The organism is Sphingopyxis italica, from assembly GCF_011926545.1.
GTDB lineage: Bacteria > Pseudomonadota > Alphaproteobacteria > Sphingomonadales > Sphingomonadaceae > Sphingopyxis > Sphingopyxis italica.
The window spans coordinates 417,644-441,205 of the sequence record NZ_JAATIT010000004.1; the positions used below are offsets into that span (position 1 = coordinate 417,644).

General features: G+C 65.1%; 23 protein-coding genes. 17 read left to right on the forward strand and 6 right to left on the reverse strand.

The features are described 5' to 3' along the window. The first annotated feature begins 30 nt into the window (after positions 1 to 30). Entirely contained in the window at positions 31 to 1,620 is a 1,590-nt protein-coding gene (locus GGR90_RS16370) for an ATP-binding protein (protein WP_245198769.1), read from the forward strand. Between the two features lie 106 nt (positions 1,621 to 1,726). On the opposite strand, the gene GGR90_RS16375 is transcribed toward GGR90_RS16370, so the two are convergent. Next, the gene (locus GGR90_RS16375) at positions 1,727 to 2,113 is read right to left on the reverse strand and encodes a VOC family protein (RefSeq protein ID WP_167922451.1); all 387 of its coding nucleotides are present in this window, start codon (positions 2,111 to 2,113) and stop codon (positions 1,727 to 1,729) included. A 42-nt stretch (positions 2,114 to 2,155) separates the two neighbouring features. Next, positions 2,156 to 3,307 carry a cell wall hydrolase gene (locus GGR90_RS16380; RefSeq protein ID WP_245198735.1) on the reverse strand — a complete coding sequence of 384 codons (1,152 nt, stop codon included), beginning with the start codon at positions 3,305 to 3,307 and terminating at the stop codon, positions 2,156 to 2,158. A gap of 261 nt (positions 3,308 to 3,568) precedes the next feature. On the opposite strand from GGR90_RS16380, the gene rimP reads away from it, so the two are divergent. The 6 genes from rimP to rbfA are packed head-to-tail and all read left to right on the forward strand — an operon-like array spanning position 3,569 to position 10,094. Further along, a complete protein-coding gene (gene rimP, locus GGR90_RS16385; protein WP_167922452.1) occupies positions 3,569 to 4,114 on the forward strand; it encodes a ribosome maturation protein RimP in 546 nt (181 codons plus the stop codon). After that, positions 4,114 to 5,775, forward strand: a complete 1,662-nt coding sequence (gene nusA, locus GGR90_RS16390) for a transcription termination factor NusA (protein ID WP_167922453.1) — start codon at positions 4,114 to 4,116, stop codon at positions 5,773 to 5,775. The genes rimP and nusA overlap by 1 nt, the downstream gene beginning before the upstream one ends. Next, a complete protein-coding gene (locus GGR90_RS16395) occupies positions 5,756 to 6,526 on the forward strand; it encodes a DUF448 domain-containing protein (protein WP_167922454.1) in 771 nt (256 codons plus the stop codon). Before nusA ends, GGR90_RS16395 begins: the two co-directional genes overlap by 20 nt. Before the next feature lie 17 nt (positions 6,527 to 6,543). After that, positions 6,544 to 9,096, forward strand: a complete 2,553-nt coding sequence (infB, locus tag GGR90_RS16400; protein WP_167922455.1) for a translation initiation factor IF-2 — start codon at positions 6,544 to 6,546, stop codon at positions 9,094 to 9,096. 36 nt (positions 9,097 to 9,132) lie between these two features. Further along, positions 9,133 to 9,687, forward strand: a complete 555-nt coding sequence (locus GGR90_RS16405; RefSeq protein WP_167922456.1) for a DUF1697 domain-containing protein — start codon at positions 9,133 to 9,135, stop codon at positions 9,685 to 9,687. Beyond that, on the forward strand, positions 9,684 to 10,094 hold the full coding sequence (gene rbfA, locus GGR90_RS16410; RefSeq protein ID WP_167922457.1) for a 30S ribosome-binding factor RbfA: 411 nt from the start codon (positions 9,684 to 9,686) through the stop codon (positions 10,092 to 10,094). The genes GGR90_RS16405 and rbfA overlap by 4 nt, the downstream gene beginning before the upstream one ends. Before the next feature lie 98 nt (positions 10,095 to 10,192). Here the strand turns inward: rbfA and GGR90_RS16415 are convergent, their stop codons facing one another. Then, positions 10,193 to 11,614: a WS/DGAT/MGAT family O-acyltransferase gene (locus GGR90_RS16415; protein ID WP_167922458.1), complete on the reverse strand. Its 1,422-nt coding sequence runs from the start codon at positions 11,612 to 11,614 to the stop codon at positions 10,193 to 10,195. Positions 11,615 to 11,838: 224 nt separating this feature from the next. Here GGR90_RS16415 and GGR90_RS16420 point away from each other — a divergent pair, with 224 nt between their 5' ends. The 6 genes from GGR90_RS16420 to pnp all read left to right on the forward strand — a co-directional run bounded on the left by GGR90_RS16420 (position 11,839) and on the right by pnp (position 17,321). Further along, a complete protein-coding gene (locus GGR90_RS16420) occupies positions 11,839 to 12,441 on the forward strand; it encodes a thymidine kinase (protein ID WP_167922459.1) in 603 nt (200 codons plus the stop codon). After that, the gene (locus tag GGR90_RS16425) at positions 12,434 to 12,976 is read left to right on the forward strand and encodes a GNAT family N-acetyltransferase (protein WP_167922460.1); all 543 of its coding nucleotides are present in this window, start codon (positions 12,434 to 12,436) and stop codon (positions 12,974 to 12,976) included. The genes GGR90_RS16420 and GGR90_RS16425 overlap by 8 nt, the downstream gene beginning before the upstream one ends. 134 nt (positions 12,977 to 13,110) lie before the next feature. Then, the gene (locus GGR90_RS16430; RefSeq protein ID WP_245198736.1) at positions 13,111 to 13,518 is read left to right on the forward strand and encodes a DUF6491 family protein; all 408 of its coding nucleotides are present in this window, start codon (positions 13,111 to 13,113) and stop codon (positions 13,516 to 13,518) included. A gap of 33 nt (positions 13,519 to 13,551) precedes the next feature. Further along, on the forward strand, positions 13,552 to 14,520 hold the full coding sequence (gene truB, locus GGR90_RS16435; protein WP_167922461.1) for a tRNA pseudouridine(55) synthase TruB: 969 nt from the start codon (positions 13,552 to 13,554) through the stop codon (positions 14,518 to 14,520). A gap of 26 nt (positions 14,521 to 14,546) precedes the next feature. Beyond that, complete coding sequence (rpsO, locus tag GGR90_RS16440) at positions 14,547 to 14,816, forward strand: 30S ribosomal protein S15 (RefSeq protein WP_167922462.1); 270 nt, start codon at positions 14,547 to 14,549, stop codon at positions 14,814 to 14,816. 192 nt (positions 14,817 to 15,008) lie between these two features. After that, positions 15,009 to 17,321, forward strand: coding sequence for a polyribonucleotide nucleotidyltransferase (pnp, locus tag GGR90_RS16445; RefSeq protein WP_167922463.1), 2,313 nt, complete (start codon positions 15,009 to 15,011; stop codon positions 17,319 to 17,321). Between the two features lie 301 nt (positions 17,322 to 17,622). Here pnp and GGR90_RS16450 read toward each other — a convergent pair whose 3' ends face one another. The 3 genes from GGR90_RS16450 to GGR90_RS16460 are packed head-to-tail and all read right to left on the reverse strand — an operon-like array spanning position 17,623 to position 19,268. Then, a complete protein-coding gene (locus GGR90_RS16450; RefSeq protein WP_167922464.1) occupies positions 17,623 to 18,156 on the reverse strand; it encodes an SRPBCC family protein in 534 nt (177 codons plus the stop codon). A 2-nt stretch (positions 18,157 to 18,158) separates the two neighbouring features. Continuing rightward, a complete protein-coding gene (locus GGR90_RS16455) occupies positions 18,159 to 18,539 on the reverse strand; it encodes an ArsR/SmtB family transcription factor (RefSeq protein WP_167922465.1) in 381 nt (126 codons plus the stop codon). A 48-nt stretch (positions 18,540 to 18,587) separates the two neighbouring features. Then, positions 18,588 to 19,268, reverse strand: a complete 681-nt coding sequence (locus GGR90_RS16460) for a hypothetical protein (RefSeq protein WP_167922466.1) — start codon at positions 19,266 to 19,268, stop codon at positions 18,588 to 18,590. 151 nt (positions 19,269 to 19,419) lie between these two features. Here GGR90_RS16460 and GGR90_RS16465 point away from each other — a divergent pair, with 151 nt between their 5' ends. The 4 genes from GGR90_RS16465 to GGR90_RS16480 all read left to right on the forward strand — a co-directional run bounded on the left by GGR90_RS16465 (position 19,420) and on the right by GGR90_RS16480 (position 23,555). Beyond that, positions 19,420 to 20,112 (forward strand): peptidylprolyl isomerase, encoded by a 693-nt coding sequence (locus GGR90_RS16465; protein ID WP_245198737.1) that lies wholly within the window; start codon positions 19,420 to 19,422, stop codon positions 20,110 to 20,112. A gap of 61 nt (positions 20,113 to 20,173) precedes the next feature. Further along, on the forward strand, positions 20,174 to 20,968 hold the full coding sequence (locus GGR90_RS16470; RefSeq protein WP_167922468.1) for an outer membrane protein assembly factor BamD: 795 nt from the start codon (positions 20,174 to 20,176) through the stop codon (positions 20,966 to 20,968). Positions 20,969 to 21,015: 47 nt separating this feature from the next. Continuing rightward, positions 21,016 to 22,683, forward strand: a complete 1,668-nt coding sequence (gene recN / locus GGR90_RS16475) for a DNA repair protein RecN (protein ID WP_167922469.1) — start codon at positions 21,016 to 21,018, stop codon at positions 22,681 to 22,683. Next, positions 22,683 to 23,555 carry a DUF2971 domain-containing protein gene (locus GGR90_RS16480; RefSeq protein ID WP_167922470.1) on the forward strand — a complete coding sequence of 291 codons (873 nt, stop codon included), beginning with the start codon at positions 22,683 to 22,685 and terminating at the stop codon, positions 23,553 to 23,555. Before recN ends, GGR90_RS16480 begins: the two co-directional genes overlap by 1 nt. Positions 23,556 to 23,562: the final 7 nt, after the last annotated feature.

Below are 23,562 nucleotides of genomic sequence, written 5' to 3' on the forward strand. Positions count from 1 at the left end.
CCGGTGGCCAACCATCATTGCGACGACCTGATGATCGGCGAAGTCGTCGATATTTCGGGTTCGGCCTCGCGCATCCTGCTCGATGCCGCCGCGCTCGGCAAACTGGCTTCGTCGAGCGATGCGGCGGTGGCGATGGCGGGGCAGGTCGGGGCGCAGGTCAAGGTGCGCGTCGGCACCGTCTGGCTGATTGCGAGCATCCGCGACCAGCAGCTCGACGCGCGCGGCGAAGGGCTGGTCGTCGCAACGATCGACTTCCTCGGCGAAGGCGAAGAGGAAAAGATCACCGGCCGCATCCATAATTTCCGCCGCGGCGTCACGCGCTATCCGATCCCGGGCAGTCAGGTTTTCGCCGCGACCAGCGCCGACCTCAAGCAGATTTACGCCGCCGACGAGCGCGCGCATGTCGAGATCGGCACCGTCTATCCGACCAAGGATATTCGCGGCTCGCTCTATGTCGATGCGATGCTCGGCAAGCATTTCGCGCTGCTCGGCTCGACCGGTACGGGCAAGTCGACGAGCGCGGCGCTGATCCTCCACAAGATCTGCGAACTCGCGCCGCAGGGTCATATCGTGATGATCGACCCGCACGGCGAATATTCGGCGGCCTTCAAGGGCACCGGCGCGCTGTTCGACGTCGACAATCTCGCGATGCCCTATTGGCTGATGAATTTCGAGGAACATTGCGAAGTCTTCGTCACCGCCGAAGGGCGCGACCGTCAGGCCGATTGCGACGTGCTCGCGCGCTGCCTGCTCCAGGCGCGCAGCAAGAACCGGCTGGCCGAAGGCATGACCAAGATCACGGTCGACTCGCCGATCCCCTATCTGCTCTCCGACCTGCTCAACATCCTCCAGAACGAGATGGGCAAGCTCGACAAGGCGACCTCGTCGGCGCCCTTCATGCGCATCAAGGGCAAGATCGAGGAAATGCGCGCCGACCCGCGCTATAATTTCATGTTCTCGGGGATGCTCGTCGCCGACACGATGGCCAATTTCCTCGGCAAGATCTTCCGCCTGCCGTCGGATGGACGGCCGATCTCGATCATCGACGTGTCGGGGGTGCCGTCGGATATCACCGGCGTCGTCGTCGCGGTGCTGTCGCGGCTGACCTTCGACTATGCGATCTGGTCGCGCGGCGAACCGCAGCGCCCGATCCTGCTCGTTTGTGAAGAGGCGCATCGCTACATCCCGGCGAAGGACGTCGGGACCGGACAGGCGGTGCGCAAGATTCTCGAGCGGATCGCCAAGGAAGGCCGCAAGTACGGCGTGTCCCTGGGCCTGATCACCCAGCGTCCCTCGGACCTTGCCGAAGGCGTGCTGTCGCAGTGCGGCACGATCATCTCGATGCGCCTCAACAACGAACGCGACCAGCATTTCGTGAAAGCGGCGATGCCCGAGGGCGCGCGCGGCTTCATCGATTCGATCCCGGCGCTGCGCAACCGCGAATGTATCATCTGCGGCGAAGGCGTCTCGATCCCGATCCGCGTCTACCTCGACACACTCGACGAGGAAAAGCGGCCCGCGTCGAGCGATCCGCTCTTCTCGAAGCTGTGGCGCGAAACCGGCGGCGAGGCGGAAATCCTGGAGCGCGTCGTCAAGCGGTGGCGCAGCCAGGGTAGATAATAGCGTCCATCATCGACAAACTAAACTGTCAGCCCGGCGAAGGCCGGGTCTCGACGGGGCGTTGTAACGAGGTGGCGAGATCCCGGCCTTCGCCGGGATGACGATGCTATGCTTTAGGCGGCTCCCACAGCTCGATCGGGTTGCCCTCGGGATCGTGTACGCGCGCGAAGCGGCCCACCGCGGGATCGTCCCACTCGTCTTTCGTAATGATCTCGTCGCCCGCCTCGCGGAACGGCGCCAGCACCGCGTCGAGATCGTCGACGCGCAGGTTGACCATGAATTGGCGGTCGGCCGCGAAATAATCGGTGTCGGCCTTGAAGGGCGCGAAGACCAGCGGCCCCGCGGTGACGTTCCACACCCACTGGTTCGGCGGTACGCTGTCGTCGGCGCTGCATCCGCCGCCGACGCCGAGGCGCTCGCGATACCAGGCGGAAAGTGCCTCCGGGTCGCGCGCCCGGAAAAACAGTCCGCCGATGCCTTTGACATGTCCCATGCTGCCCTCCCGTGATGACCGGAGCAGCCTAGGCCGAAAGGCTCAGCCTTTCCACTCTCCGCTCTTGCGGAATTCCTCGCGGATCTGGCCCGACTGGTTGAGCCGCGGATCGGTGTAGGTCGGCGCCGCGGCGGGCGGCGGCGCGGCCGTCGTTGGAGGCGTCATCGCGCCGGGCAGCGGCGCGGGCGCGGTATCGGGCAGCGAAGCGGCGGGTCCGGTCAATATCGGTGCGGGACCCGCGCCGGGGGCGAGGCCCTGGCCTTTGAGGATCGCGAGCTGCTGCGCGAGTGGCAGATAGGGACCCGGCACCGGCTCGCGGCCCAGATAGGGCGCGCGGAACGCGTCGGGCATTCCCCAGCGGCCGCGCCAGCGGTGAAAGATATGCGCGCCGACGATATTGGTCATCACCAGGCTCTTGCCCCAGCGCGGCCAGATCGCTTGCGTGTGATAATGCGTCGCGAGCCCGACCTTGGGAAAGACATATCCGCCGAGCGCCGCCGAGGCGATGCGGCTCGCGCGTAGCCAATTGCGCCGTTCGGGCGCGCGCGCCATCGCGCCGTCGCAGCTGAAGGTGAACTGGCACACGCCGGCGCGCTGCGATCCCTGGAAGACGACGCCGCACAGGGTGTTCGGAAAGCTCGGGTGGCGGACGCGGTTGATCACCGTCTGCGCGACGCCGCGCATCCCGTCGTCACTCTCGGACGCCGCCTCGTAATAGATGGCGGCGGTCAGGCAATAATGCGCGCGCTCGCGGTCGAGCGCGGTGACCCCGCGAAAGACATAAGCTTTGGCGGGCGGCCCGACAAAGGCTTCCTCGCGCAGCAGCGCGGGATCGGCGGGGGGCATCGCGGTCGCATTGCTGTAGCCGACGCTCCCCGGGTCGGGCAACGTCGCGTCGATCTGAAGCGCCGCCTGATAATCCTCGGCATTCATGATCGCCCAGCGTTCCGGATCATAGGCCCGGAAATCGAGCGGCACCGACACGCTGTACGGGCCAAATGCCGCGGGCGCGCGCAATTGCCCGCTCGACAGCAGGAAGGCGAGACACGCGACCGCGATCACCCCGGCGATCGCCGCCCAGAAGGCGCGCCCCGGCCCTGCCGGTTTTTCCGGCACCGGGTCGCGCCACGTCGAGCGGGCGGTCAGGGACAATTCGGGCTTCATGCGCGTTTCAGGTTCCGTTGCGCCGGTCATGCGATTCGCATGAACGGGGCCAGTCCGCCCTTATACGCTGAAACGCCAACAAAATGTTTCACGGCATATCGGGCGGTCCGCGATGGGAGGATCGCTTGTTATCGCTCGAAAACAGCTGCGGCCTTTCCCCTTGCCGACTCGCGCCACAAAGCCTATATGCCGCCTACTTCTTGACATGGTTAGCCAGTTGGGACGTCGGGGCCGCGGGCCGCGGCGGCTATACCCACATGCTTTCCGGTCATCCGGATTGGAAAGACGGACTTGGTCGATTTCGACACCCTCAATGCGATCATCGCGCCCGAAGCCGAGGCGATGGGCCTTGCGCTCGTGCGCGTCGCCTTCTTCGGCGGGGACAGCGATCCGACGCTGCAGGTGATGGCCGAGCGGCCCGAGACGCGCCAGCTGACGATCGACGATTGCGCCGACCTGTCGCGCCGCATCTCGGACCGGCTCGACGCGCTCGAGGAAGCGGGCAAGGACCCGATCGACGCCGCCTACCGGCTCGAGGTGTCGTCGCCCGGCATCGACCGGCCGCTGACGCGCCGCGCCGACTTCGCCGACTGGGCGGGGCACGAGGCGAAGATCGCGCTGAAGGAAAAGCGCGACGGACGTCAGCGCTTCAACGGCGAGCTGATCGGCATCGACGGCGATGTCGTTACGATTTCGGATAAAGAGGGTGTGGAACACAAGCTGCCGTTCGACTCGATCGACACCGCGAAGCTCGTTCTCACCGACAAATTGATTGCCGCAACCGTCCCGCTCTCGATCGAGGGCGCCGACGAAATGGAAGAAGAAGGACAGGACTGATGGCCACTGCCATTTCCGCCAACAAGGCCGAACTCCTCGCGATTGCCAATTCGGTCGCCAGCGAGAAGATGATCGACAAGGCCATCGTCATCGAGGCGATCGAGGAAGCGATCCAGCGCGCCGCGCGCGCCCGCTACGGCGCCGAGAACGACATCCGTGCGAAGCTCGACGCCCAGACCGGCGATCTTCGCCTGTGGCGCGTCGTCGAGGTCGTCGAGACCGTCGAGGATTATTTCAAGCAGGTCGACCTCGCGGCCGGCCAGAAGCTGCAGAAGGACGCCCAGCTTGGCGACTTCATCGTCGATCCGCTGCCCGCGGTCGACCTCGGCCGCATCGACGCCCAGTCGGCGAAGCAGGTGATCTTCCAGAAGGTCCGCGAAGCCGACCGCGAGCGCCAGTATGAAGAGTTCAAGGACCGCGCGAGCGAGATCATCACCGGCGTCGTCAAGTCGGTCGAATTCGGCCACATCGTCGTCAATCTCGGCCGCGCCGAAGGCGTGATCCGCCGCGACCAGCAGATCCCCCGCGAACTGATGCGCGTCGGCGACCGCGTCCGCGCGCTGATCCTGTCGGTGCGCCGCGAAAACCGCGGCCCGCAGATTTTCCTCAGCCGTGCGCACCCCGATTTCATGAAGAAGCTGTTCGCGCAGGAAGTGCCCGAAATCTATGACGGCATCATCGAGATCAAGGCCGCGGCGCGCGACCCGGGTTCGCGCGCGAAGATCGGCGTCATCAGCTATGACGGCAGCATCGACCCGGTCGGCGCGTGCGTCGGCATGAAGGGCAGCCGCGTCCAGGCGGTCGTCCAGGAAATGCAGGGCGAAAAGATCGACATCATCCCCTGGTCCGAAGACACCGCGACCTTCGTCGTCAACGCGCTCCAGCCCGCGACGGTGCAGCGCGTCGTCATCGATGAAGACGACAGCCGCATCGAGGTCGTCGTTCCCGACGACCAGCTGTCGCTCGCTATCGGCCGCCGCGGCCAGAACGTCCGTCTCGCCAGCCAGCTCACCGGCAGCCAGATCGACATCATGACCGAAGCCGACGCGAGCGAGAAGCGCCAGCGCGAATTCGTCGAACGCTCGACGATGTTCCAGGAAGAACTCGACGTCGACGAAACGCTCGCCCAGCTGCTCGTCGCCGAAGGTTTCGGGGAACTCGAAGAAGTCGCCTATGTGCCGGTCGAGGAACTCGCCGGCATCGAAGGCTTCGACGAGGAACTGGCGCAGGAACTCCAGAGCCGCGCCGCCGAAGGGCTCGAACGCCGCGAGGAAGCGTCGCGCGCCGAACGCCGCGAACTGGGCGTCGAGGACGATCTGGCGGATATTCCGCACCTGACCGAAGCGATGCTCGTCATCCTCGGCAAGGCCGGGATCAAGACGCTCGACGATCTCGCCGATCTCGCGACCGACGAACTGATCGCCAAGAAGCGCACCGACAACCGCCGTGGCCCGCCGCGCAGCGAGCGCGCCGAGGACAAGGGCGGCGTGCTGGGCGAATATGGCCTGAGCGAAGAACAGGGCAACGAGATCATCATGGCGGCGCGCGCGCACTGGTTCGACGACGAAGAGTTGGCCGAACCGGCTGTTGAAGCGGCGCAAGCCGGGCCCGCGGCGGAGCCGCAAACCGGGGAGGCCGCCGATGCGGACCCCGCACAATGATCAGCTGAGCGAACCAGACCGCGCTGGTCGGCGCGGCCAGCATGTGCCCGAGCGGCGCTGCGTCATCACCGGCGAGGTTTCGCCGGCCGAACGGCTCGTGCGCCTTGCGCTCGGGCCCGACGGCGGCATCGCGCCCGACGTCCATGGGAAGGCGCCGGGCCGCGGCGCGTGGATCGGCGTCGATCGCCGGGCCCTCGAAGCCGCACAGGCCAAGGGCAAGCTCAAGGGCGGGCTCGCGCGGGCGCTGAAAGACGGCAACTTCACCATCCCCGATGACCTCGGCGCGCGCATCGAGGCGCAGCTTCAGCGCGCGACGCTCGACCGGCTGGGGCTGGAATCGCGATCGGGCACCTTGCTCAGCGGCAATGAAAAGATCGAAACCGCGGCGCGCAAGGGCCAGGTTCGCCTGCTCCTCCACGCCAGCGATGCGGGCGAGGATGGGCGCAAGAAACTGGCACAGGCGTGGCGCGTCGGCGAGGATGCCGAAGGGTCTGGCCGCGAGGGTCAGGTCTTGCCGGTGGACCGCGGCACCCTATCTATGGCATTGGGGCGCGAGAATGCGGTGCATCTGGCGTTGACCGACGCCCGCGCAGCAGACCGGGTGCTGGCGCATTTGAGCCGCTGGCAGTTTTTCACAGGATGGAGTAGGGACGCGGCCAACCGCGATTCCGACCCGCACGCCGCGCCGGCTTCTGGCGAGGAAAATATTGGGGCGTTGCCGACCAGCGACGTCGCTTCGGACGCGTTTTGAAGGAATGATGGTTTTCGATGAGTGACGAACAGGACAAACCGACCCTTACCCGCAAGCCCCTGGGGCTGAAGCGGACGGTCGAGGCCGGACAGGTGCAGCAGCAATTCAGCCACGGCCGCCGCAATACGGTGGTGGTCGAGGTGAAGCGCCGCCGTGTGCTTGGCCGTCCGGGCGAAGCCGCCCCGGCACCCGAAGCCGAAGAGGTTCAGGCCGCCCCGGCGCCTGCACCGGTTCCGGCCCCGGCACCCGCGCCCGCTCCGAAGCCGGCACCGCGGGCGAGCGAGAACGACAGCCTGATGTCGCGGCAGGAACGCCAGGCGCAGCTGCTGCGCGAGGCCGAAGAGTCGCGCATGAACGCGCTTGAAGACAATCGTCGCCGCGACGAAGCCGCGCGCGCGCGCGCCGCCGAGGAAGAAAAGGCGCGCGCCGAAGCGCGTGTCGAACAGGCCGCCGCCCAAGCTGCCGAGCCCGCACCGGCTGCGCCCGCCGCCGCCGAACCTGCCGCTGAAGCGCCTGCCGCCGCTGCCGAGCCGCAGGGCGAGGCCGCGCCCGCATCGCGGCCCGCGACCACCAGCGCCGCTCCGGCGCCGCGCCGCTTCACCCCGGTCGAAGCGCCGAAGCGCCCCGAACCCAAGCGCCCCGAGCCGAAGGCGAACCGCGGCGCCGACAATCGCCGCCAGTCGGGCAAGCTGACCGTCACGCGCGCACTCAACGAGGATGAGGGCGCCCGCGCGCGCAGCCTCGCGGCGCTCAAGCGCGCGCGCGAAAAGGAAAAGCGTTCGCACACCGCTTCGTCGGGCCCGCGCGAGAAGCAGGTCCGCGAAGTCGTCGTTCCCGAAAGCATCACGGTTCAGGAACTGGCGAACCGCATGGCCGAAAAGACCAACGACCTGATCAAGGCGTTGTTCAAGATGGGCAGCCCGGCCGCGGGCACCGACACGATCGACCAGGATACCGCCGAACTGCTCGTCACCGAATTCGGGCACGAGATCACGCGCGTCAGCGAAGGCGACATCGACATCCGTCACGACGAGGATGTCGACGACGCCGAACATCTGAAGCCGCGTGCCCCGGTCGTCACCATCATGGGCCATGTCGATCACGGCAAGACCAGCCTGCTCGACGCGCTGCGCGGCGCCAATGTCGTCTCGGGCGAAGCCGGCGGCATCACCCAGCATATCGGTGCCTATCAGGTGAAGACTCCCGACGGCAGCCTTGTCACCTTCCTCGATACGCCGGGCCACGAAGCCTTTACCGAGATGCGTCAGCGCGGTGCGAACGTCACCGACATCGTTATCCTGGTGGTGGCCGCCGACGACGGCCTGAAGCCGCAGTCGATCGAAGCGATCGCCCACGCGAAGGCGGCCGGCGTGCCGATCATCGTCGCGATCAACAAGGTCGACAAGGAAGGCGCCAATCCGCAGCGCGTCCGTGAACGCCTGCTCGAGCACGAGCTGGTGGTCGAGGAAATGGGCGGCGACGTCCAGAATATCGAAGTATCGGCGCTGAAGAAGACCGGCCTCGACAAGCTGCTCGACGCGATCGCGGTGCAGGCCGAGATCATGGAGTTGAAGGCCAACCCCGACCGCGCCGCCGAAGGCACGGTGGTCGAGGCGAAGCTCGACAAGGGCCGCGGCCCGGTGGCGACGATCCTCGTCCGACGCGGTACGCTGAAGGTCGGCGACATCTTCGTCTGCGGCGCCGAAAGCGGCCGCGTCCGTGCGTTGATCGACGACAAGGGCCAGCAGATCAAGGCGGCGACCCCGTCGATGCCGGTCGAGGTCCTTGGTCTGGGCGGCGTCCCGATGGCGGGCGACACGCTGACCGTCGTCGAGAATGAGGCGCGCGCGCGCGAGGTTGCCGCCTACCGCCAGGAACAGGCGACGCGCAAGCGCACCGTGCAGGCGCCGGTCAGCCTTGAGGGCATGTTCGAGGCACTCGCCGACAAGGCCAATGTCATTCAGTATCCGGTGGTCATCAAGGGCGATGTGCAGGGCAGCGTCGAGGCGATCGTCAACGCGCTCAACAAGATATCGACCGACGAGATCAAGGTCCGCGTGCTCCATTCGGGCGCCGGCGCGATCACCGAAAGCGACGTGACGCTGGCGGCGGCGACGGGTGCCCCGATCATCGGCTTCAACGTCCGTCCGAACGCCAAGGCGCGCGAGATCGCGAAGCGCGAAAAAGTGCGCTTCATGTACCATGACGTCATCTATCACCTGACCGACGAGGTGAGGAAAGAGATGGCGGGCGAGCTGGGTCCGGAACGCATCGAAAATGTCGTTGGCCGCGCCGAGGTCAAGGACGTCTTCCCGGCCGGCAAGCGCGACAAGGCCGCGGGTCTGCTCGTGCTCGAAGGCTCGATCCGCAAGGGGCTGCACGCGCGCCTCACGCGCGACGACGTCATCGTTTCGGCGACGACGATCGCCTCGCTCCGCCGCTTCAAGGACGACGTCGCCGAAGTGCGCGCCGGCCTCGAATGCGGGGTCGTGCTGGCCGATACGAACGACATCAAGGCGGGCGACCACCTCGAAGTCTTCGAGGTCGAACTGCGCGAACGGACGCTCTGACGCGCGTCCGTTCCGCATAGCAGGGAAGGCGGCACCATGGCGCGCTACGTCGCCCTGTTCGGCAGCATCAACGTCGGGGGCAACCGGCTGAAGATGGTCGATCTGCGCTCGGCCTTCGAGGCCGAGGGCTTCAGCGACGTCGAGACCGTCGTCGCGAGTGGCAATGTGCTGTTCAACCATGATGCACGGCCGACGCGCGGGCTCGAAGAAAAGCTCGCGATGATGGTCGGCGACCGCTTCGACATGACGAGCGCGGTGGTGGTGCGCGACCGGGGCGAACTGGCTTCGGCGATTGCGGACAATCCCTTCGCCGGCACGAACGAGGACCGGTTCGTCCACACCATGTTCCTGACCGACCAGCCGAGCGAGGAGCAATTCGACCGGCTGGTCGGCGATCATCTGGGCCGCGGCGGCGAAAAGCTCGCGCTCGGCAAGCGCATGCTGTTTCTCGACTATGGCGACGGCGTCGCCGACAGCAAGCTGACCGGCCCCTTCATCGAAAGGCGCTTGGGCTGCAAGGGCACCGCGCGTAACATGCGCTCGATCGCGCGCATCGTCGCGAAACTGGACGAAGAAGAGAAGGCGAAGTGAAGAAAGCCGAAAAGGACAAGGGACCGTCGGTCCGGGTGCTGCGCGTCGGCGAGCAGGTGCGCCATCTGCTCAGCGAAATCCTCGCGCGCGGCGACGTGCATGACGACCTGCTCGCGACGCACCCGGTGAGCATCACCGAAGTGCGCATGTCGCCCGACCTCAGGCACGCGACGGTGTTCGTGAAGCCCTTGCTGGGCAAGGACGAGGAAGCGGTCCTGAAGGCGCTCCGGACCAACACCGCCTGGCTGCAAAAGAGCGTCGCCGAGAAGATGAGCATGAAATATGCCGCGAAGCTGAAGTTCCTGTCGGACGAAAGCTTCGACGAGGCGAGCCATATCGACAAATTGCTGCGCGACCCCAAAGTGGCGCGGGATTTGACGAGCGGCGAGGGCGAAAACGACACCTGACCCCGTTCGCATCGAGCGAAGTCGAGATGCCCATCGGCTTGGCGCTGTCCTGAGGGGTGTCTCGACTTCGCTCGACACGAACGGGGATATGGTCGGCGTTATGCTTTCCCCTTGATCCCCGCCGCGGCTTCCAGCTCGACCAGCGCCTCCTCCAGATAGTCGATCATCCGCTGCGCGTGCGGCACGCTGCGGCGGCAAGCGGTGATGCCGAAGTCGATGTTCCGGAAATTCGACACCTGCGTGATGTTCATCGCCATGCCGTCGACCGGAATGCTCGCGGGATACATGCCGTCGAGCCGTGCGCCGTTCCAGTACATCTGCTCGCGCGGGCCCGGGACGTTCGAGATCGTCACCGAATAGGCGGGGAATTTGTCGGCGGTGCGCGTCAGCGCGGTGAGCATCATCGGGAAGCTGGTGATCGCGGTATAGAGCTGGATCTGCGCCGCGGTCATCGCGCGCAGCTGCGCCTTTGCCGAGTTCATCGATTCCTGGATCATCGCCATGCGCGTCGCCGGATCGTCGATATGCGTCGCCAGATTGGCGGTCACCGACGCGACCGAATTGCCCGAATCCACATCGTCCTTCGGCCGGATCGACACTGGCGCCATGGCTTTCAGCGGCTTGTCGGGCAGCTCGTTCAGCGATTGCAGATATTTGCGCATCGCCCCCGCGCACATGCCGAGCACCGCGTCATTGATCGTGCCGTCATAGGCCTTGCCCATCGCGCGCACGCGTTCGAGCGACCAGCTTTGCGCGACGAAGCGGCGCGCGCCGGTGATGTTGCGGTTGAAGCTGGTGCGCGGCACCCCGGCAAAGGGCGTCGCGAGGCCGTCGCCGCCGATGCCGAACATCGCCGCGAGATACTGGTTCATCGCCTTGGTCACGCCGACGCTGTTGCCCCATTGCTCCTTCAGGAAATCGCCGATCGCCTTGATGTCGGTCAGGTTCGGACGCGCGGGCTTTTTCGGCGACGGGAACTGGCGCTTATAGGCTTCATAGGCCTCGACCGAGAGCGGCGAGGCGGCGCGCCGATCCTCGGGGTCCGCCGACAGCATCGAGTTATAGAAATGAATGCTCGCCGCGCCGTCCATCAGCGCGTGGTGGACCTTCTTGAAGGTCGCGATCTGCCGATTCGGCAGGCCGGAGATCAGCGTGATCTCCCATAAGGGCCGCGTGCGGTCGAGCAGCCCGGAATGGAGGCGCGAGGCGAGTTCGAACATCTCGCGGTAGCGCCCGGGCTTGGGCAGCGCCGCGGCGCGGACATGATAGTGCATGTCGATGTCGCGGTCGGGGGTGAGCCGGATCGGGCCGTACTGGCCGAAGGGGGTCAGTTTCAGCACTTCGCTGAATGGCCGCCTGAGGCCTTCCGACTGGCGAAGCAGCGTAAGCTGTTCGTTCAGCCACTCGGTCTCGTCGACGCCTTCGGGCAAAGTGTAGAGATTGATGCCGCCGATGTGCATCGGCATCTCGCGACTCTCGCCCCACAGGAACATCGCGTCGGTCACCGGCATCAACCGCATCGGCAGCTCTCCCCACTTAAAAATGCTGCATCATTTGACGCGCAGCATGACAGGGGGCGTTGGCGTGTCAAGCACGGCCGGCGATCAATAAATAGGGACGGTCCCCATTTAATCGCATGATTCCGGACGCGCCGCCGGCCGTCCCAATTAAATAGGGACAGTCCCTATTTATTGCCTGCGCGGACAGGATTGGCGGAGGCGGGCGAACCCGTTATCGCTGTCCCATGGCCAAGCTCTATTTCTATTATGCCAGCATGAACGCGGGCAAATCGACGACGCTGCTGCAGGCGGATTTCAACTATCGCGAGCGCGGCATGGAAACGATGCTGTGGACCGCGGCGCTCGATGATCGTTACGGCGCGGGGCAGGTGACGAGCCGCATCGGGCTGATGGCCGAAGCGCATAAATTCGACCCCGACAGCGAGTTGTTCGCGGCGGTGATCGCCGAAAACGCCGAACGCCCGCTTGCCTGCATACTCGTCGACGAGGCGCAGTTCCTGACGCGCGCGCAAGTGCTCGACCTCGCGCGGCTCGCCGACGAGGCGGACATCCCGGTGCTTTGCTATGGCCTTCGCACCGATTTTTCGGCCGAGCTTTTTCCGGGATCGGCGGCGCTGCTCGGTATCGCCGACGCGCTCGTCGAATTGAAGGCGGTGTGCGAATGCGGCCGCAAGGCGACGATGAACCTGCGGGTCGACGAGAGCGGCCGCGCGGTCGTCGAGGGTGCGCAGACCGAGATCGGCGGTAACGACCGCTATGTCGCGATGTGCCGGCGCCATTTCATGGCGAAGCGGCGCGAAGCCGCGGAGGCGCTGACCGATGCTTGACCGTCTCTATACCGAACTCGCCGACGGCGACCTGCGGCTCGTCAAGCTGGCCGAGCCGCATCGCGCGGCGCTGCGCGCCGCCTGCGCCGCCGATGCCGACGTCTGGCCGATCTATTCGTCGAGCTTCGGTCCCGACCATTTCGACCAGAGTTTCGACACGCTGATCGGCGGCAAGTTTCGCATGCCCTATGCGATCTTCGACGGCGAGCGGCTGGTCGGCATGACCGCCTGGCTGCGTCCCGACATGTCCGCGCAGACGGTCGAGATCGGCAACAGCTACATCCACCCCGATGCGCGCGGCACGGGTCTCAACGGGCGGCTCAAAAAGCTGATGATCGACCACGCCTTCGCGGCCGGCATCCGCCGCATCGAATTCCGCATCGATGAGCGGAACAAACGCAGCCAGGCGGCGGTCGCCAAGCTCGGCTGTACCAAGGAAGGCGTGCTCCGGTCCGAGCGCATCACCTGGACCGGTTATGTGCGCGATACGGGACTCTGGTCGCTGCTCGCGGGTGAGTGGCGCGTACGTCCTTAATCCGTCATCCCGGCGAAGGCCGGGATCTCACCGGTGCGTAAGGGCGGGAGGTCGAGATCCCGGCCTTCGCCGGGATGACGGAATAGTTTGGGTCAGCATCAGTTCAGGCTGCCGTTGCTAAAAGCGTCGCCGTTATGAAACAGAAACTCGCACTCTCCCTGGCCGCCATGCTGCTTCCCCTTTCCGCGGCGGCGGCCATCGAGCCGGCCGAGGAACCGCGCGCGCTCGGCGTCGAGGCGAGCATCGTCTTCCCCAGCGACAGCTCGATCCGCAACTGGCGGGCCGACCGCGGCCGCGGCATCTGGATTCAGGACCGCCAGCGCAACTGGTATTACGGCACCTTCGCCGGCTTTTGCCGCGACGTCGATTTCGCGCAGGCGATCGGGGTCGAAACGCGCGGCGCCGGGCGGCTCGACAAGTTCGCGTCGATCATCGTGCGCGGCGAACGCTGCCCGCTGACCTCCTTCGTGACATCGGCGCCGCCGCCGTCAAAGCGCGACAAGGCGAAGGACATCATGGGCGAAAAGCCCGCGGCAAATTGACAATTGCCGCCCGGCGCGCCTAGCGGCGCTGCGATGAACGGCTGGATCATATTCGACAAACCCGTGGGGCTCGGCTCGACGCAGGCGGTCGGCGCGGTGAAGCGCGTGTGCCGCGAGGCGGGGCTCGGCAAGGTCAAGGTCGGCCATGGCGGCACGCTCGACCCGCTGGCATCGGGGGTGCTGCCGATCGCGCTCGGCGAGGCGACCAAGCTCTGCGGGCGGATGCTCGATGCGAGCAAGGTTTACGATTTCACGGTGCGGTTCGGCACCGAGACTGCCGGGCTCGACGCCGAGGGCGAGGTTGTGGCGACGAGCGATGTGCGGCCGACGATTGCGGAGGTGGAAGCGGTGCTGCCGCGCTTCACCGGTCCGATCGAGCAGGTGCCGCCCGCTTTTTCGGCGATCAAGATCGACGGCCAGCGGGCGTATGACCTCGCGCGCAAGGGCGAAGCGGTCGAGATGAAGGCGCGGGCGGTGACGGTCTACGCTCTTTCCCCCCTCCCCTTCGGGGGAGGGGTTGGGGGTGGGGGCTCTCGGTCTGAAGCAGCATTTACCGATGGCCCCCACCCCAACCCCTCCCCTGAAGGGGAGGGGCTTGATGAGATTACCCTCACCGCGCATGTTTCGAAGGGCACCTATATTCGCTCCCTCGCACGCGACATCGCCCATGCCGTCGGCAGCGTTGGGCACGTCACCATGCTGCGCCGCACCAGGGCGGGGCCGTTCGACCTGGCACAGGCGATTTCGCTGGACAAATTAAACGCTTTCGGTCAAGGCGCCGCCCAATCAGAAATTATTCTGCCGCTCGAGGCAGGGCTGGTCGACATCCCGGCTCTGAACCTTTCCCCGGAAGCGGCAGGGGCGATCCGTCAGGGTCGCGTCTGGGCCGGGGTAGCTACGGATGACGGGCTCTATTGGGGAAGGGACAGCGACATGCGTCCCGTCGCCCTGATCGAGGCTTTGGCGGGAACGCTGAAGGTCGTCCGGGGCTTCAATCTGTAAACAAGGATGTTCGAGGAAAAAAGTTCATGTCGATTACCGCCGAGCGCAAAGCCGAAGTCATCAAGGACAATGCCCGCGACAAGAGTGATACCGGTTCGCCGGAAGTCCAGGTCGCGATCCTGACCGACCGCATCAACACGCTGACCGATCATTTCAAGGCGCACCACAAGGACAACCACAGCCGCCGCGGCCTCCTGATGATGGTCAACAAGCGGCGCACCCTCCTCGCCTATCTGAAGAAGAAGGACGAGGGTCGCTATCAGGCACTGATCGCGAAGCTGGGTCTCCGCAAATAAGAATTTCTGGCGGCCCCGGACTTCCGGGGCCGCTGTCATATTGGCTCCGCGCAACGTGCCGGACCACAGGGCCGCTCCCGCATCCGGCGGGACCGCCATCGGGGCAGACAGACGCCCTACACCGCCCCGGGCCGGATTGCCCGGACACAGAGGCCCCGCCCGGCATAGGGCCCGGCGGGCGAAGGAAACACCATGTTTGACGTGAAAAAAGTATCGATCGAGTGGGGCGGTGAAACGCTGACCCTCGAAACGGGCAAGGTTGCCCGTCAGGCCGATGGCGCGGTTGTCGCGACGCTCGGCGAAACGATGGTCCTGGCCGCGGTGACCGCCGCCAAGACGGTCAAGGAAGGGCAGGACTTCTTCCCGCTTACCGTCCACTATCAGGAAAAATATTCGGGCGCGGGCCGCATCCCCGGCGGCTTCTTCAAGCGCGAGCGCGGCGCGACCGAAAAGGAAACTTTGGTTTCGCGTTTGACCGATCGTCCGATCCGTCCGCTGTTCCCCGAAGGTTTCTACAACGAAATCAACGTCATTGCCCAGGTCTTGAGCTATGACGGCCACAATGAGCCCGACATCCTGGCGATGGTCGCGGCGTCGGCCGCGCTCACCATTTCGGGCGTGCCCTTCATGGGCCCGATCGGCGCCGCGCGCGTCGGTTATGTCGATGGCGAATATATATTGAACCCGACCGACGCGCAGGTTGCCGAAGGCGACCTCGACCTCGTCGTCGCCGCCACCTACGATGCGGTGATGATGGTCGAATCCGAAGCCAATGAGCTGTCGGAAGAGATCATGCTCGGCGCCGTGCTGTTCGCGCACGACGCGTGCAAGGAGGTCGTCAAGGCGATCGTGAAGCTGGCCGAACAGGCTGCCAAGGATCCCTGGGACATGGCCGAACAGGGCGACCTGTCGGCTGCCAAGGACAAGCTGAAGAAGCTGATCGGCAAGGACATCGCCGCCGCTTACAAGCTGACCGACAAATCGGCCCGTTCGAACGCGCTCAACGAAGCGCGCGCGAAGGCGAAGGCCGCTTTCGCCGACGCCGCGCCGCAGGACCAGATGGCCGCCGGCAAGCTGGTGAAGAAGCTCGAAGCCGAAATCGTTCGCGGCGCCATCCTCAAGGACGGCAAGCGCATCGACGGCCGCACGACGACGCAAATTCGTCCCATCCTTGCCGAAACGCACTTCCTCCCCCGCGCCCACGGCTCGGCGCTGTTCACGCGCGGCGAGACGCAGACGATCGCGACCTGTACCCTTGGCACCAAGGACAGCGAGCAGATGATCGACGGTCTCAACGGCCTCAGCTACTCGAACTTCATGCTGCACTATAACTTCCCGCCCTATTCGGTCGGCGAAGTCGGTCGTTTCGGGGCGCCCAGCCGCCGCGACATCGGTCATGGCAAGCTCGCATGGCGGGCGCTGCACGCGGTGCTGCCGACGAAGGACGAATTCCCCTACACGATCCGCATCACCAGCGACATCACCGAGTCGAACGGCTCGTCGTCGATGGCGTCGGTTTGCGGCGGTTCGCTGGCCATGATGGACGCCGGCGTTCCGCTTAAGCGTCCGGTTTCGGGCATCGCGATGGGCCTGATCCTCGAAGGTAAGGATTTCGCGATCCTGTCGGACATCCTTGGCGACGAGGATCACCTCGGCGACATGGATTTCAAGGTGGCGGGCACGTCCGAAGGCATCACCACGATGCAGATGGACATCAAGATCGCGGGTATCACGCGCGACATCTTCGAAGCCGCGCTGAACCAGGCGAAGGAAGGCCGCGCGCACATCCTCGGCGAAATGGCGAAGGCGCTGGGCGAAGCCCGCACCGAGCTGTCGGCGCATGCGCCGCGCATCGAAACGATGCAGATCGACAAGTCGAAGATCCGCGACATCATCGGTACCGGCGGCAAGGTGATCCGCGAGATCGTCGCGACCACCGGCGCCAAGGTCGACATCGACGACGAAGGCCTGATCAAGATCTCGTCGAGCGACCTCGACCAGATCGAGGCGGCCCGCAAGTGGATTTCGGGCATTGTCGAGGAAGCCGAAGTCGGCAAAATCTATGACGGCAAGGTCGTCAACCTCGTCGATTTCGGGGCGTTCGTGAACTTCATGGGCGGCAAGGACGGCCTCGTCCACGTCAGCGAAATCGCCAACGAGCGCGTCGAAAAGGTCTCGGACGTCCTGGCCGAAGGTCAGGAAGTCAAGGTCAAGGTCCTCGAGATCGACCCGCGCGGCAAGGTTCGCCTGTCGATGCGCGTCGTGAATCAGGAAACCGGCGAAGAACTCGAAGACACGCGTCCGCCGCGTGAACCCCGCAGCGACCGTGGTCCCAGAGGCGATCGGGGCCGTGATGGCGGTGACCGTGGCGACCGCGGCCCGCGTGGCGGTGGTGGCCGCGATCGCGGCCCGCGCCGTGACGGCGGCGGCGACCGCGGTCCGCGCCGCGAGCGCAGCGAAGGTCCGGAAGATCAGGGCCATGTGCCCGACTTCCTGAAGGACTAAGGCTTTCGCCAAAGGAACAGGAAAGGGGTCGCCGTGGCGGCCCCTTTTTTGTTGCGGGTCATGGGGCGGCTTTGGGGTGGGGAGCGGACGTTAGCCCTCTCCCCTTCAGGGGAGAGGGTTGGGAGAGGGGGCTGAAGCGGTTCATGCCCCTCTCAACTTCGGCTAGCCGGGCAAGCCGGCAAGCCTGCGTATCTCTCCCCTGAAGGGGAGAGAGCAATTCTTACAATGTCGCCTTTCGGCCGCCTCCGGTCATAAAGAAAGGGCCGCTTGCGCGGCCCTTTCCTTCAGCATTGCGGGTGCATCAGCCGAACAGCCGCTCGGCATAGACCTCGCGCAGGCGCGTCCAATTATCCCAGTGCGGCGCCGCCGGCGTTTCGCGCGCGCGCGCTTCGAGCACGTCGAGGTGCGCGTGCCAGCCGGCGCTGACATTGAGCAGCACCTCGGGATCCTCGATGCGCTTGTGAACGATGGTGAGCAGCACCTCGTCGCCCCGTTCGTCGAGCGTGAAGGTCACGCCGCCGGTGCTGCCCCAACTGATCGACAAGCGGCGTGGCGCATCGATCGCCGTGACCTCGCACGTCATCCGGTGCTCATCGCCAAAGCCTTCGGGGCGCGTCCCCGACGGGTCGGTGAGCTCGTCGTTGCGCCAGACGAGATCGACCGGCGCGCCGGCCATCTGCTTCATCGCGCCCGCGGCAAGCCATTGGCGGCGAAGCTCGCTGTCGGTCAGATAGGCCCAGATGCGTGTCGCGGGCCCCGGAAGGAGGCGGGTGATTGTCAGCGTCGCAGGTTCGGTGAGCAGGCCGAAATGATCTTGTTCAAGCATCGTCGTCATCGTCATTCTCCTTCTTTGCCGGGAGGGGCTTCTTTGGGGGGAGGGGGGGGCGTGGCATCCTTTGCGCGCAGAATTTTCTCGAGCACGTCGAGGCGATCGGTCCAGAAGCGGCGATAGATGCCGATCCACCGGTCGGCACGCATCAGCGGCACCGGATCGAGGCTGCACATATGCGTCCGGCCGCGGATATCGCGGCGGACCAGCCCGGCGGCCTCGAGCACCTTGATATGCTTCGACGCCGCGGCGAGCGACATGGCGAACGGTTCGGCGAGTTCGCCGACGGTGCGTTCGCCGGCGGCAAGTTCGCCCAGCATAGCGCGTCGCGTCGTATCGCCAAGCGCGTGAAAGATCGTGTCGAGCGTGTGCGAATCATGTTCAACCATGTGGTTGAATATGAAGGCTCGATTTTAATTGTCAACCGATCGGTTGAATTATTCGGAATCGCCTCCCGCGATCCGGCGCCCCGCATCCTCGTCGTAGAGCGACCAGTCGGCGGGGCATTTGTTCACCGGCTTCGGCAGCCCCTGCATGCCCTCAATCACCCAGCAATCGTTGAAGATCGAGCAATAGCAGGACCGCACCGCGAGTTTCCACCGCTCGGCGTTGAAGGCGCGCCAGACCTTCTCCGACGCGGGGGTGCGCGGCAGGCTGACGATCTCGATGCTCTCGCCGGGGCGTATCGCGATGCGGCTCGACGGTGAGGTCGCGAAGGACAGGCCGCGCGCGTCGGTCGCGCCGCAACAGCGTTCGAGCAGATCGACCGGCGTCGCGATCGGCTGGCCCCGATAGCGGATCTCGATCGGGCCGAGGATCGCCGGGCCGACGCCATTGTTCGTCAGCGTCAGCGAAATATCCGTATTGCCCTCGTCATCGACATTGCTGGTCCCGAAGGTGACGAAGGGCATGACGCCGCCGGTCTGCATCTTCTGCGTCGCATCGGCCTGCACGAAAGCGAACCAGGCGAGCGCGAGCGAGGCGATCAGCGCGGGCAGGCCGATGAGAAAATGCGCGGTGGTGATGAGCGGGAGGTAGCGCAGGAAGCGCGACCCGACGTCGACCGCGGCCGACGGCGCGGCGGCGGGCTCGGTTTCGCGGGGCGGAATCTCGTCCATCGCTTCTTCTGCCTTGGTTGTTCGCGGGCGTGCGGAGCTTGCCTAGCGTGCCTTGGGCGCTTTTCCAACACCGGCGGGGCGGCTTCGGCGCGAACGCCGGGCGTGCGAAAGCGCTCGCATCGCCGGCGCGATTGCGTTTATGATCGGCGCCATGCTGACCCTTTTCGCCGCGCTCGCGCTCGCCGCTCAATCGACTCCCATACCCCCGCAGGCAACCCAATTGCCGCCGCCGGTGCCGCCGATTCCGGCGCCCGTCACTCCCGTGGTCGAGGCCGACACGCGGCCCTATGTCGCGCTCGTCACCGATCTCGGCACGATCATAGTGCGGGTCGAGGACAAGCGTGCGCCGATCACGGCGGCGAACTTTCTGCGCTACATCGATGCGAAACGGCTCGACGGCTTTAAATTCTATCGCTCGACGAAGAGCTGGGGCCCGGCGAACCAGCTGATCCAGGCGGGCAATCGCGGCGATGCGCGCCGGAATTTTCCGCCCATCGCGCACGAGCCGACGACGATAACCGGCCTCACCAACTGCAAGGGCGCGCTGTCGATGGCGCGGCTCAACCCCGGCGATGCGACGAGCGACTTCTTCCTGCTGCTGTCGGACATCAAGGACTTCGATGCCGATGCGCCGGGCGGCGACGGCGCGGGTTTCGCGGTTTTCGGCGAAATGGTCGGCGGCGCCGACGTCGCCGAGGCCATTTTCAACGCGCCGATTTCGCCCACTGCGGGCGAGGGTGTGATGGTCGGGCAGATGCTCGAGCCGCAAGTGACGATCAAGACCGCGCGCCGCGTATCCGCGCCGGCCGATGCTCCGGCGGGCTGTGTCGTCAAAACGCCGTAAAGCCGCGCCCGACCCCCATCATTTATTTTGCGTTCATCCGCGCTGTGGCTATACCGCGCGCATGACTCAGCGTTCCTCCTTGCGCGTCACGACGCGCCTGCTCGCCGCCACCCTCGTGATCACCCCCTTGCTGGCGGCCTGCGCCGGCGGCGGCGGGGTCAAGAAGGACACGCGTTACGTCGCGCGCGACGTCAATACGCTGTACCGCGCGGCGCAGGACCGGCTCGACCGCAAACAATATGGGCTGGCCGCGGCATTGTTCGATGAGGTCGAGCGCCAGCACCCCTATTCGCCGTGGGCACGCCGCGCGCAGCTGATGAGTTCGTTCAGCTATTATATGGACCGCGAATATACGCCGGCGATCGAGGCCGCGCAGCGCTTCCTCGCGATCCATCCGGGCAACAAGGACGCGCCCTACGCCTATTATCTGATCGGCATTTCCTATTATGAGCAGATCAGCGACGTCACCCGCGACCAGAAAATCACCCAGCAGGCGCGCGCCGCGCTCGGCGAGGTGATCCGCCGCTATCCCGACACCCGCTATGCCGCCGATGCGCGGCTGAAGGTCGATCTGGTGCAGGACCATCTCGCGGGCAAGGAAATGGAAATCGGCCGTTTCTATCAGCGCAGCTCCAACTGGCTCGCCGCATCGATCCGCTTCCGCGAGGTCGTCGACAAATATCAGACGACCAGCCACGCCGCCGAGGCGCTCTACCGCCTCACCGAATGCTATCTCGCGCTCGGCATCCCGGCCGAGGCGAAGAAGTCGGCGGCGGTGCTCGGCGCCAACTATCCCGGCAATGAATGGTACCAGCGCGCGTACAAGCTGATGCAGAAGCACGCCCCGAGCGCTTGATTGCGGCGGGAATAGATTCTGCCTTTGTTCTGCGGTAAGGACGGCCCGTGCTGACCGCCTTGTCCATCGCCAATATCGTTCTGATCGAACGGCTCGACCTCGACTTCGAGGCGGGGCTCGGCGTACTCACCGGCGAAACGGGGGCGGGCAAGTCGATCCTGCTCGACGCGCTCGGGCTCGCGCTCGGCGCGCGCGCCGACAGCGCGCTGGTGCGGCAGGGGAGCGGGCAAGCGCAGGTGACGGCCAGCTTCACTCCGCCTGCGGCGGACACGCCGCTTGGCGCGCTCCTCGCCGATAACGAGATCGCGCTGGAGGCGGGCGAGCCGCTGCTGATCCGCCGCACCTTGAAGGCCGATGGCGGCAGCCGCGCCTTCCTCAACGACCAGCCCTGCTCGGCCGCCTTGCTGCGCGAAGTCGGCGGCCATCTGGTCGAAATTCATGGCCAACATGACGACCGCGGGCTGCTCGCGCCTGCCGGGCACCGAGCCTTGCTCGACGCCTATGCGCGCGCCGACACCGGCGCCGTGGCGGCCGCGCATGCGGCGTGGCGCGCCGCGGAGGACAAACTCGCCGCCGCGCGTGCCGCCATTTCCGAAGCCGAGCGCGACCGCGAATGGCTCGAACATTGCGTCGCCGAATTGCAGGCGCTTGGCCCCCAGCCGGGCGAGGAAGCCGAACTCGCCGAAGCGCGCGCCGCGATGCAGAAGGGCGAGCGGATCGCGGGCGATCTCGGCGCGATCCTCGAAGCCTTCGACGGCAGCGCGGGCGGCCCGGCGCTGCTGCGCGGCGCGGCGCGGCGGCTCGACCGGCTCGCGGGCGATCACCCGCTGCTCGCCGAGGCGCTGGCGGGGCTCGATCGCGCGATCATCGAGGCCGACGAGGCCGAGACCAGGCTCCACGAAGCCGCGCGCGCGATGGAATATGACCCCGAACGACTCGAGGCGACCGAGACGCGCTTGTTCGAACTGCGTGCGATGGCGCGCAAACATAACGTCCAGCCCGACGAACTCGCCGAACTCACCGGCACACTCGCCGCAAGGCTCGACGCGATCGAGGGCGGCAGCGCGGGGCTGGCGAAGCTCGAAGCCGCCGTTGCCGCAACCGCATCGGCCTATACCCATGCCGCAACCGCCCTGTCCGACCAGCGCGCCAAGGCCGCCGTCCGCCTCGACGCCGCGGTCGCGGGCGAACTCGTACCGCTCAAGCTCGACGCGGCGCGGTTCCAGACCGCAATCGAACGCCTGCCCGCCGAACGCTGGGGCGCCGAGGGGATCGACCGCGTCGAATTTCTCATTTCGACCAACCCCGGCGCGCCTTTCGCGCCGCTCGCGAAGATCGCGTCGGGCGGCGAACTCTCGCGCTTCATCCTCGCATTGAAGGTCGCGCTCGCCGAAGAGGGCGGCGCCGACACGATCATCTTCGACGAAATCGACCGCGGCGTCGGCGGCGCGGTCGCGAGCGCGATCGGTGACCGGCTGGCGCGGCTTTCGGGCGCGGGCAAGCAATTGCTCGCGGTGACGCACAGCCCGCAGGTCGCGGCGAAAGGCGCCTTCCATTTCATCATCGCCAAATCGAGCGAGGGAATTGTCACCCGAACCAGCGTCCACGCCCTCGACGACGCCGGCCGCCGCGAGGAAATCGCGCGTATGCTCTCGGGCGCCGAAGTGACCGCGGAAGCGCGCGCGCAGGCCGAGAAGTTGCTGGAGGTGGCTTGATGTCGATAATAATTGAGACTGATCACAACAAGGCGAAATCATCGTCAGCAATTGGGACTCTGACTCCTCAGATATCCGATTCGCAGTCAATATTTAAATTTATTTCACTTTCTACAAAGACATCTTGGACGTATTTGGAGAGAACCATTAAAGAAAGCGTCCTAGTTGGCAGCACTTCTACCGCATTGAATGATCCGTTTGAACTTTGTCCTGTATTAATTGATGATCTGTCGAAAGAATCTATAAAAGAATCTCTTAAGTTCTACAGTAAAGGTGGATCTGCCTGTCAAATGGATCCCGAGTTCGATCTCGAAGATTTGGAAAGTTGGCGAGAAAAATGCCGAAGAACGTATAGGGGCACTGTTAGGCGTGCAAGAATTCTCTCATTTAGTGACAATCTGGATTCTCCGTTGTTATGGTCCCATTACGCGGCGGCACATAAAGGGGCTTGTCTTCATTTTACAGGTCGAGCGTTCAATGAGATGAGATATAGAAAAGGGGTTGTCTCATATAAAAGGCAACGGCCAACTCTTCCTTTCAGTTTATTGCTCAGGGCATTGACATACCGAAAAGAAGAATGCTTGGACGAAGAATTTCAAAGAGTGCAATCTGAGCTTAATGATTCTATGTTTTTTACAAAGCCTTCAGACTGGTCGTATGAAGGAGAGTATAGAGTAATATACAATGGTGATACGGAAACTGGTGCAGAGTTCAATCAGGCTGGACTAATAGAAGTCATACTGGGTTCTCGGATGTCCGACGAGAATGAGGAAAGGCTCAGAGCGCTGTTGGCTGATTCTGCATTCGAGAAAATTGCCGTTCGCAAAGCAAAAATATCTCATCGTACTTTCTCTGTTGACCTTGAGAGTTGACGTGACG

What these genes read in the sequence shown, in the direction of transcription:
- nusA (WP_167922453.1), top strand. Translation starts at nt 4,114, where the DNA reads ATGGCCACTGCCATTTCCGCCAACAAGGCCGAACTCCTCGCGATTGCC.
- GGR90_RS16420 (WP_167922459.1), top strand. Translation starts at nt 11,839, where the DNA reads ATGGCCAAGCTCTATTTCTATTATGCCAGCATGAACGCGGGCAAATCG.
- GGR90_RS16450 (WP_167922464.1), bottom strand. Translation starts at nt 18,156, where the DNA reads ATGACGACGATGCTTGAACAAGATCATTTCGGCCTGCTCACCGAACCT.
- GGR90_RS16460 (WP_167922466.1), bottom strand. Translation starts at nt 19,268, where the DNA reads ATGGACGAGATTCCGCCCCGCGAAACCGAGCCCGCCGCCGCGCCGTCG.
- GGR90_RS16480 (WP_167922470.1), top strand. Translation starts at nt 22,683, where the DNA reads ATGTCGATAATAATTGAGACTGATCACAACAAGGCGAAATCATCGTCA.
- truB (WP_167922461.1), top strand. Translation starts at nt 13,552, where the DNA reads ATGAACGGCTGGATCATATTCGACAAACCCGTGGGGCTCGGCTCGACG.
- GGR90_RS16395 (WP_167922454.1), top strand. Translation starts at nt 5,756, where the DNA reads ATGCGGACCCCGCACAATGATCAGCTGAGCGAACCAGACCGCGCTGGT.
- GGR90_RS16380 (WP_245198735.1), bottom strand. Translation starts at nt 3,307, where the DNA reads ATGACCGGCGCAACGGAACCTGAAACGCGCATGAAGCCCGAATTGTCC.
- GGR90_RS16405 (WP_167922456.1), top strand. Translation starts at nt 9,133, where the DNA reads ATGGCGCGCTACGTCGCCCTGTTCGGCAGCATCAACGTCGGGGGCAAC.
- rpsO (WP_167922462.1), top strand. Translation starts at nt 14,547, where the DNA reads ATGTCGATTACCGCCGAGCGCAAAGCCGAAGTCATCAAGGACAATGCC.
- GGR90_RS16375 (WP_167922451.1), bottom strand. Translation starts at nt 2,113, where the DNA reads ATGGGACATGTCAAAGGCATCGGCGGACTGTTTTTCCGGGCGCGCGAC.
- pnp (WP_167922463.1), top strand. Translation starts at nt 15,009, where the DNA reads ATGTTTGACGTGAAAAAAGTATCGATCGAGTGGGGCGGTGAAACGCTG.
- GGR90_RS16470 (WP_167922468.1), top strand. Translation starts at nt 20,174, where the DNA reads ATGACTCAGCGTTCCTCCTTGCGCGTCACGACGCGCCTGCTCGCCGCC.
- GGR90_RS16370 (WP_245198769.1), top strand. Translation starts at nt 31, where the DNA reads ATGATCGGCGAAGTCGTCGATATTTCGGGTTCGGCCTCGCGCATCCTG.
- GGR90_RS16430 (WP_245198736.1), top strand. Translation starts at nt 13,111, where the DNA reads ATGAAACAGAAACTCGCACTCTCCCTGGCCGCCATGCTGCTTCCCCTT.
- GGR90_RS16465 (WP_245198737.1), top strand. Translation starts at nt 19,420, where the DNA reads ATGCTGACCCTTTTCGCCGCGCTCGCGCTCGCCGCTCAATCGACTCCC.
- infB (WP_167922455.1), top strand. Translation starts at nt 6,544, where the DNA reads ATGAGTGACGAACAGGACAAACCGACCCTTACCCGCAAGCCCCTGGGG.
- GGR90_RS16415 (WP_167922458.1), bottom strand. Translation starts at nt 11,614, where the DNA reads ATGCGGTTGATGCCGGTGACCGACGCGATGTTCCTGTGGGGCGAGAGT.
- GGR90_RS16425 (WP_167922460.1), top strand. Translation starts at nt 12,434, where the DNA reads ATGCTTGACCGTCTCTATACCGAACTCGCCGACGGCGACCTGCGGCTC.
- GGR90_RS16455 (WP_167922465.1), bottom strand. Translation starts at nt 18,539, where the DNA reads ATGGTTGAACATGATTCGCACACGCTCGACACGATCTTTCACGCGCTT.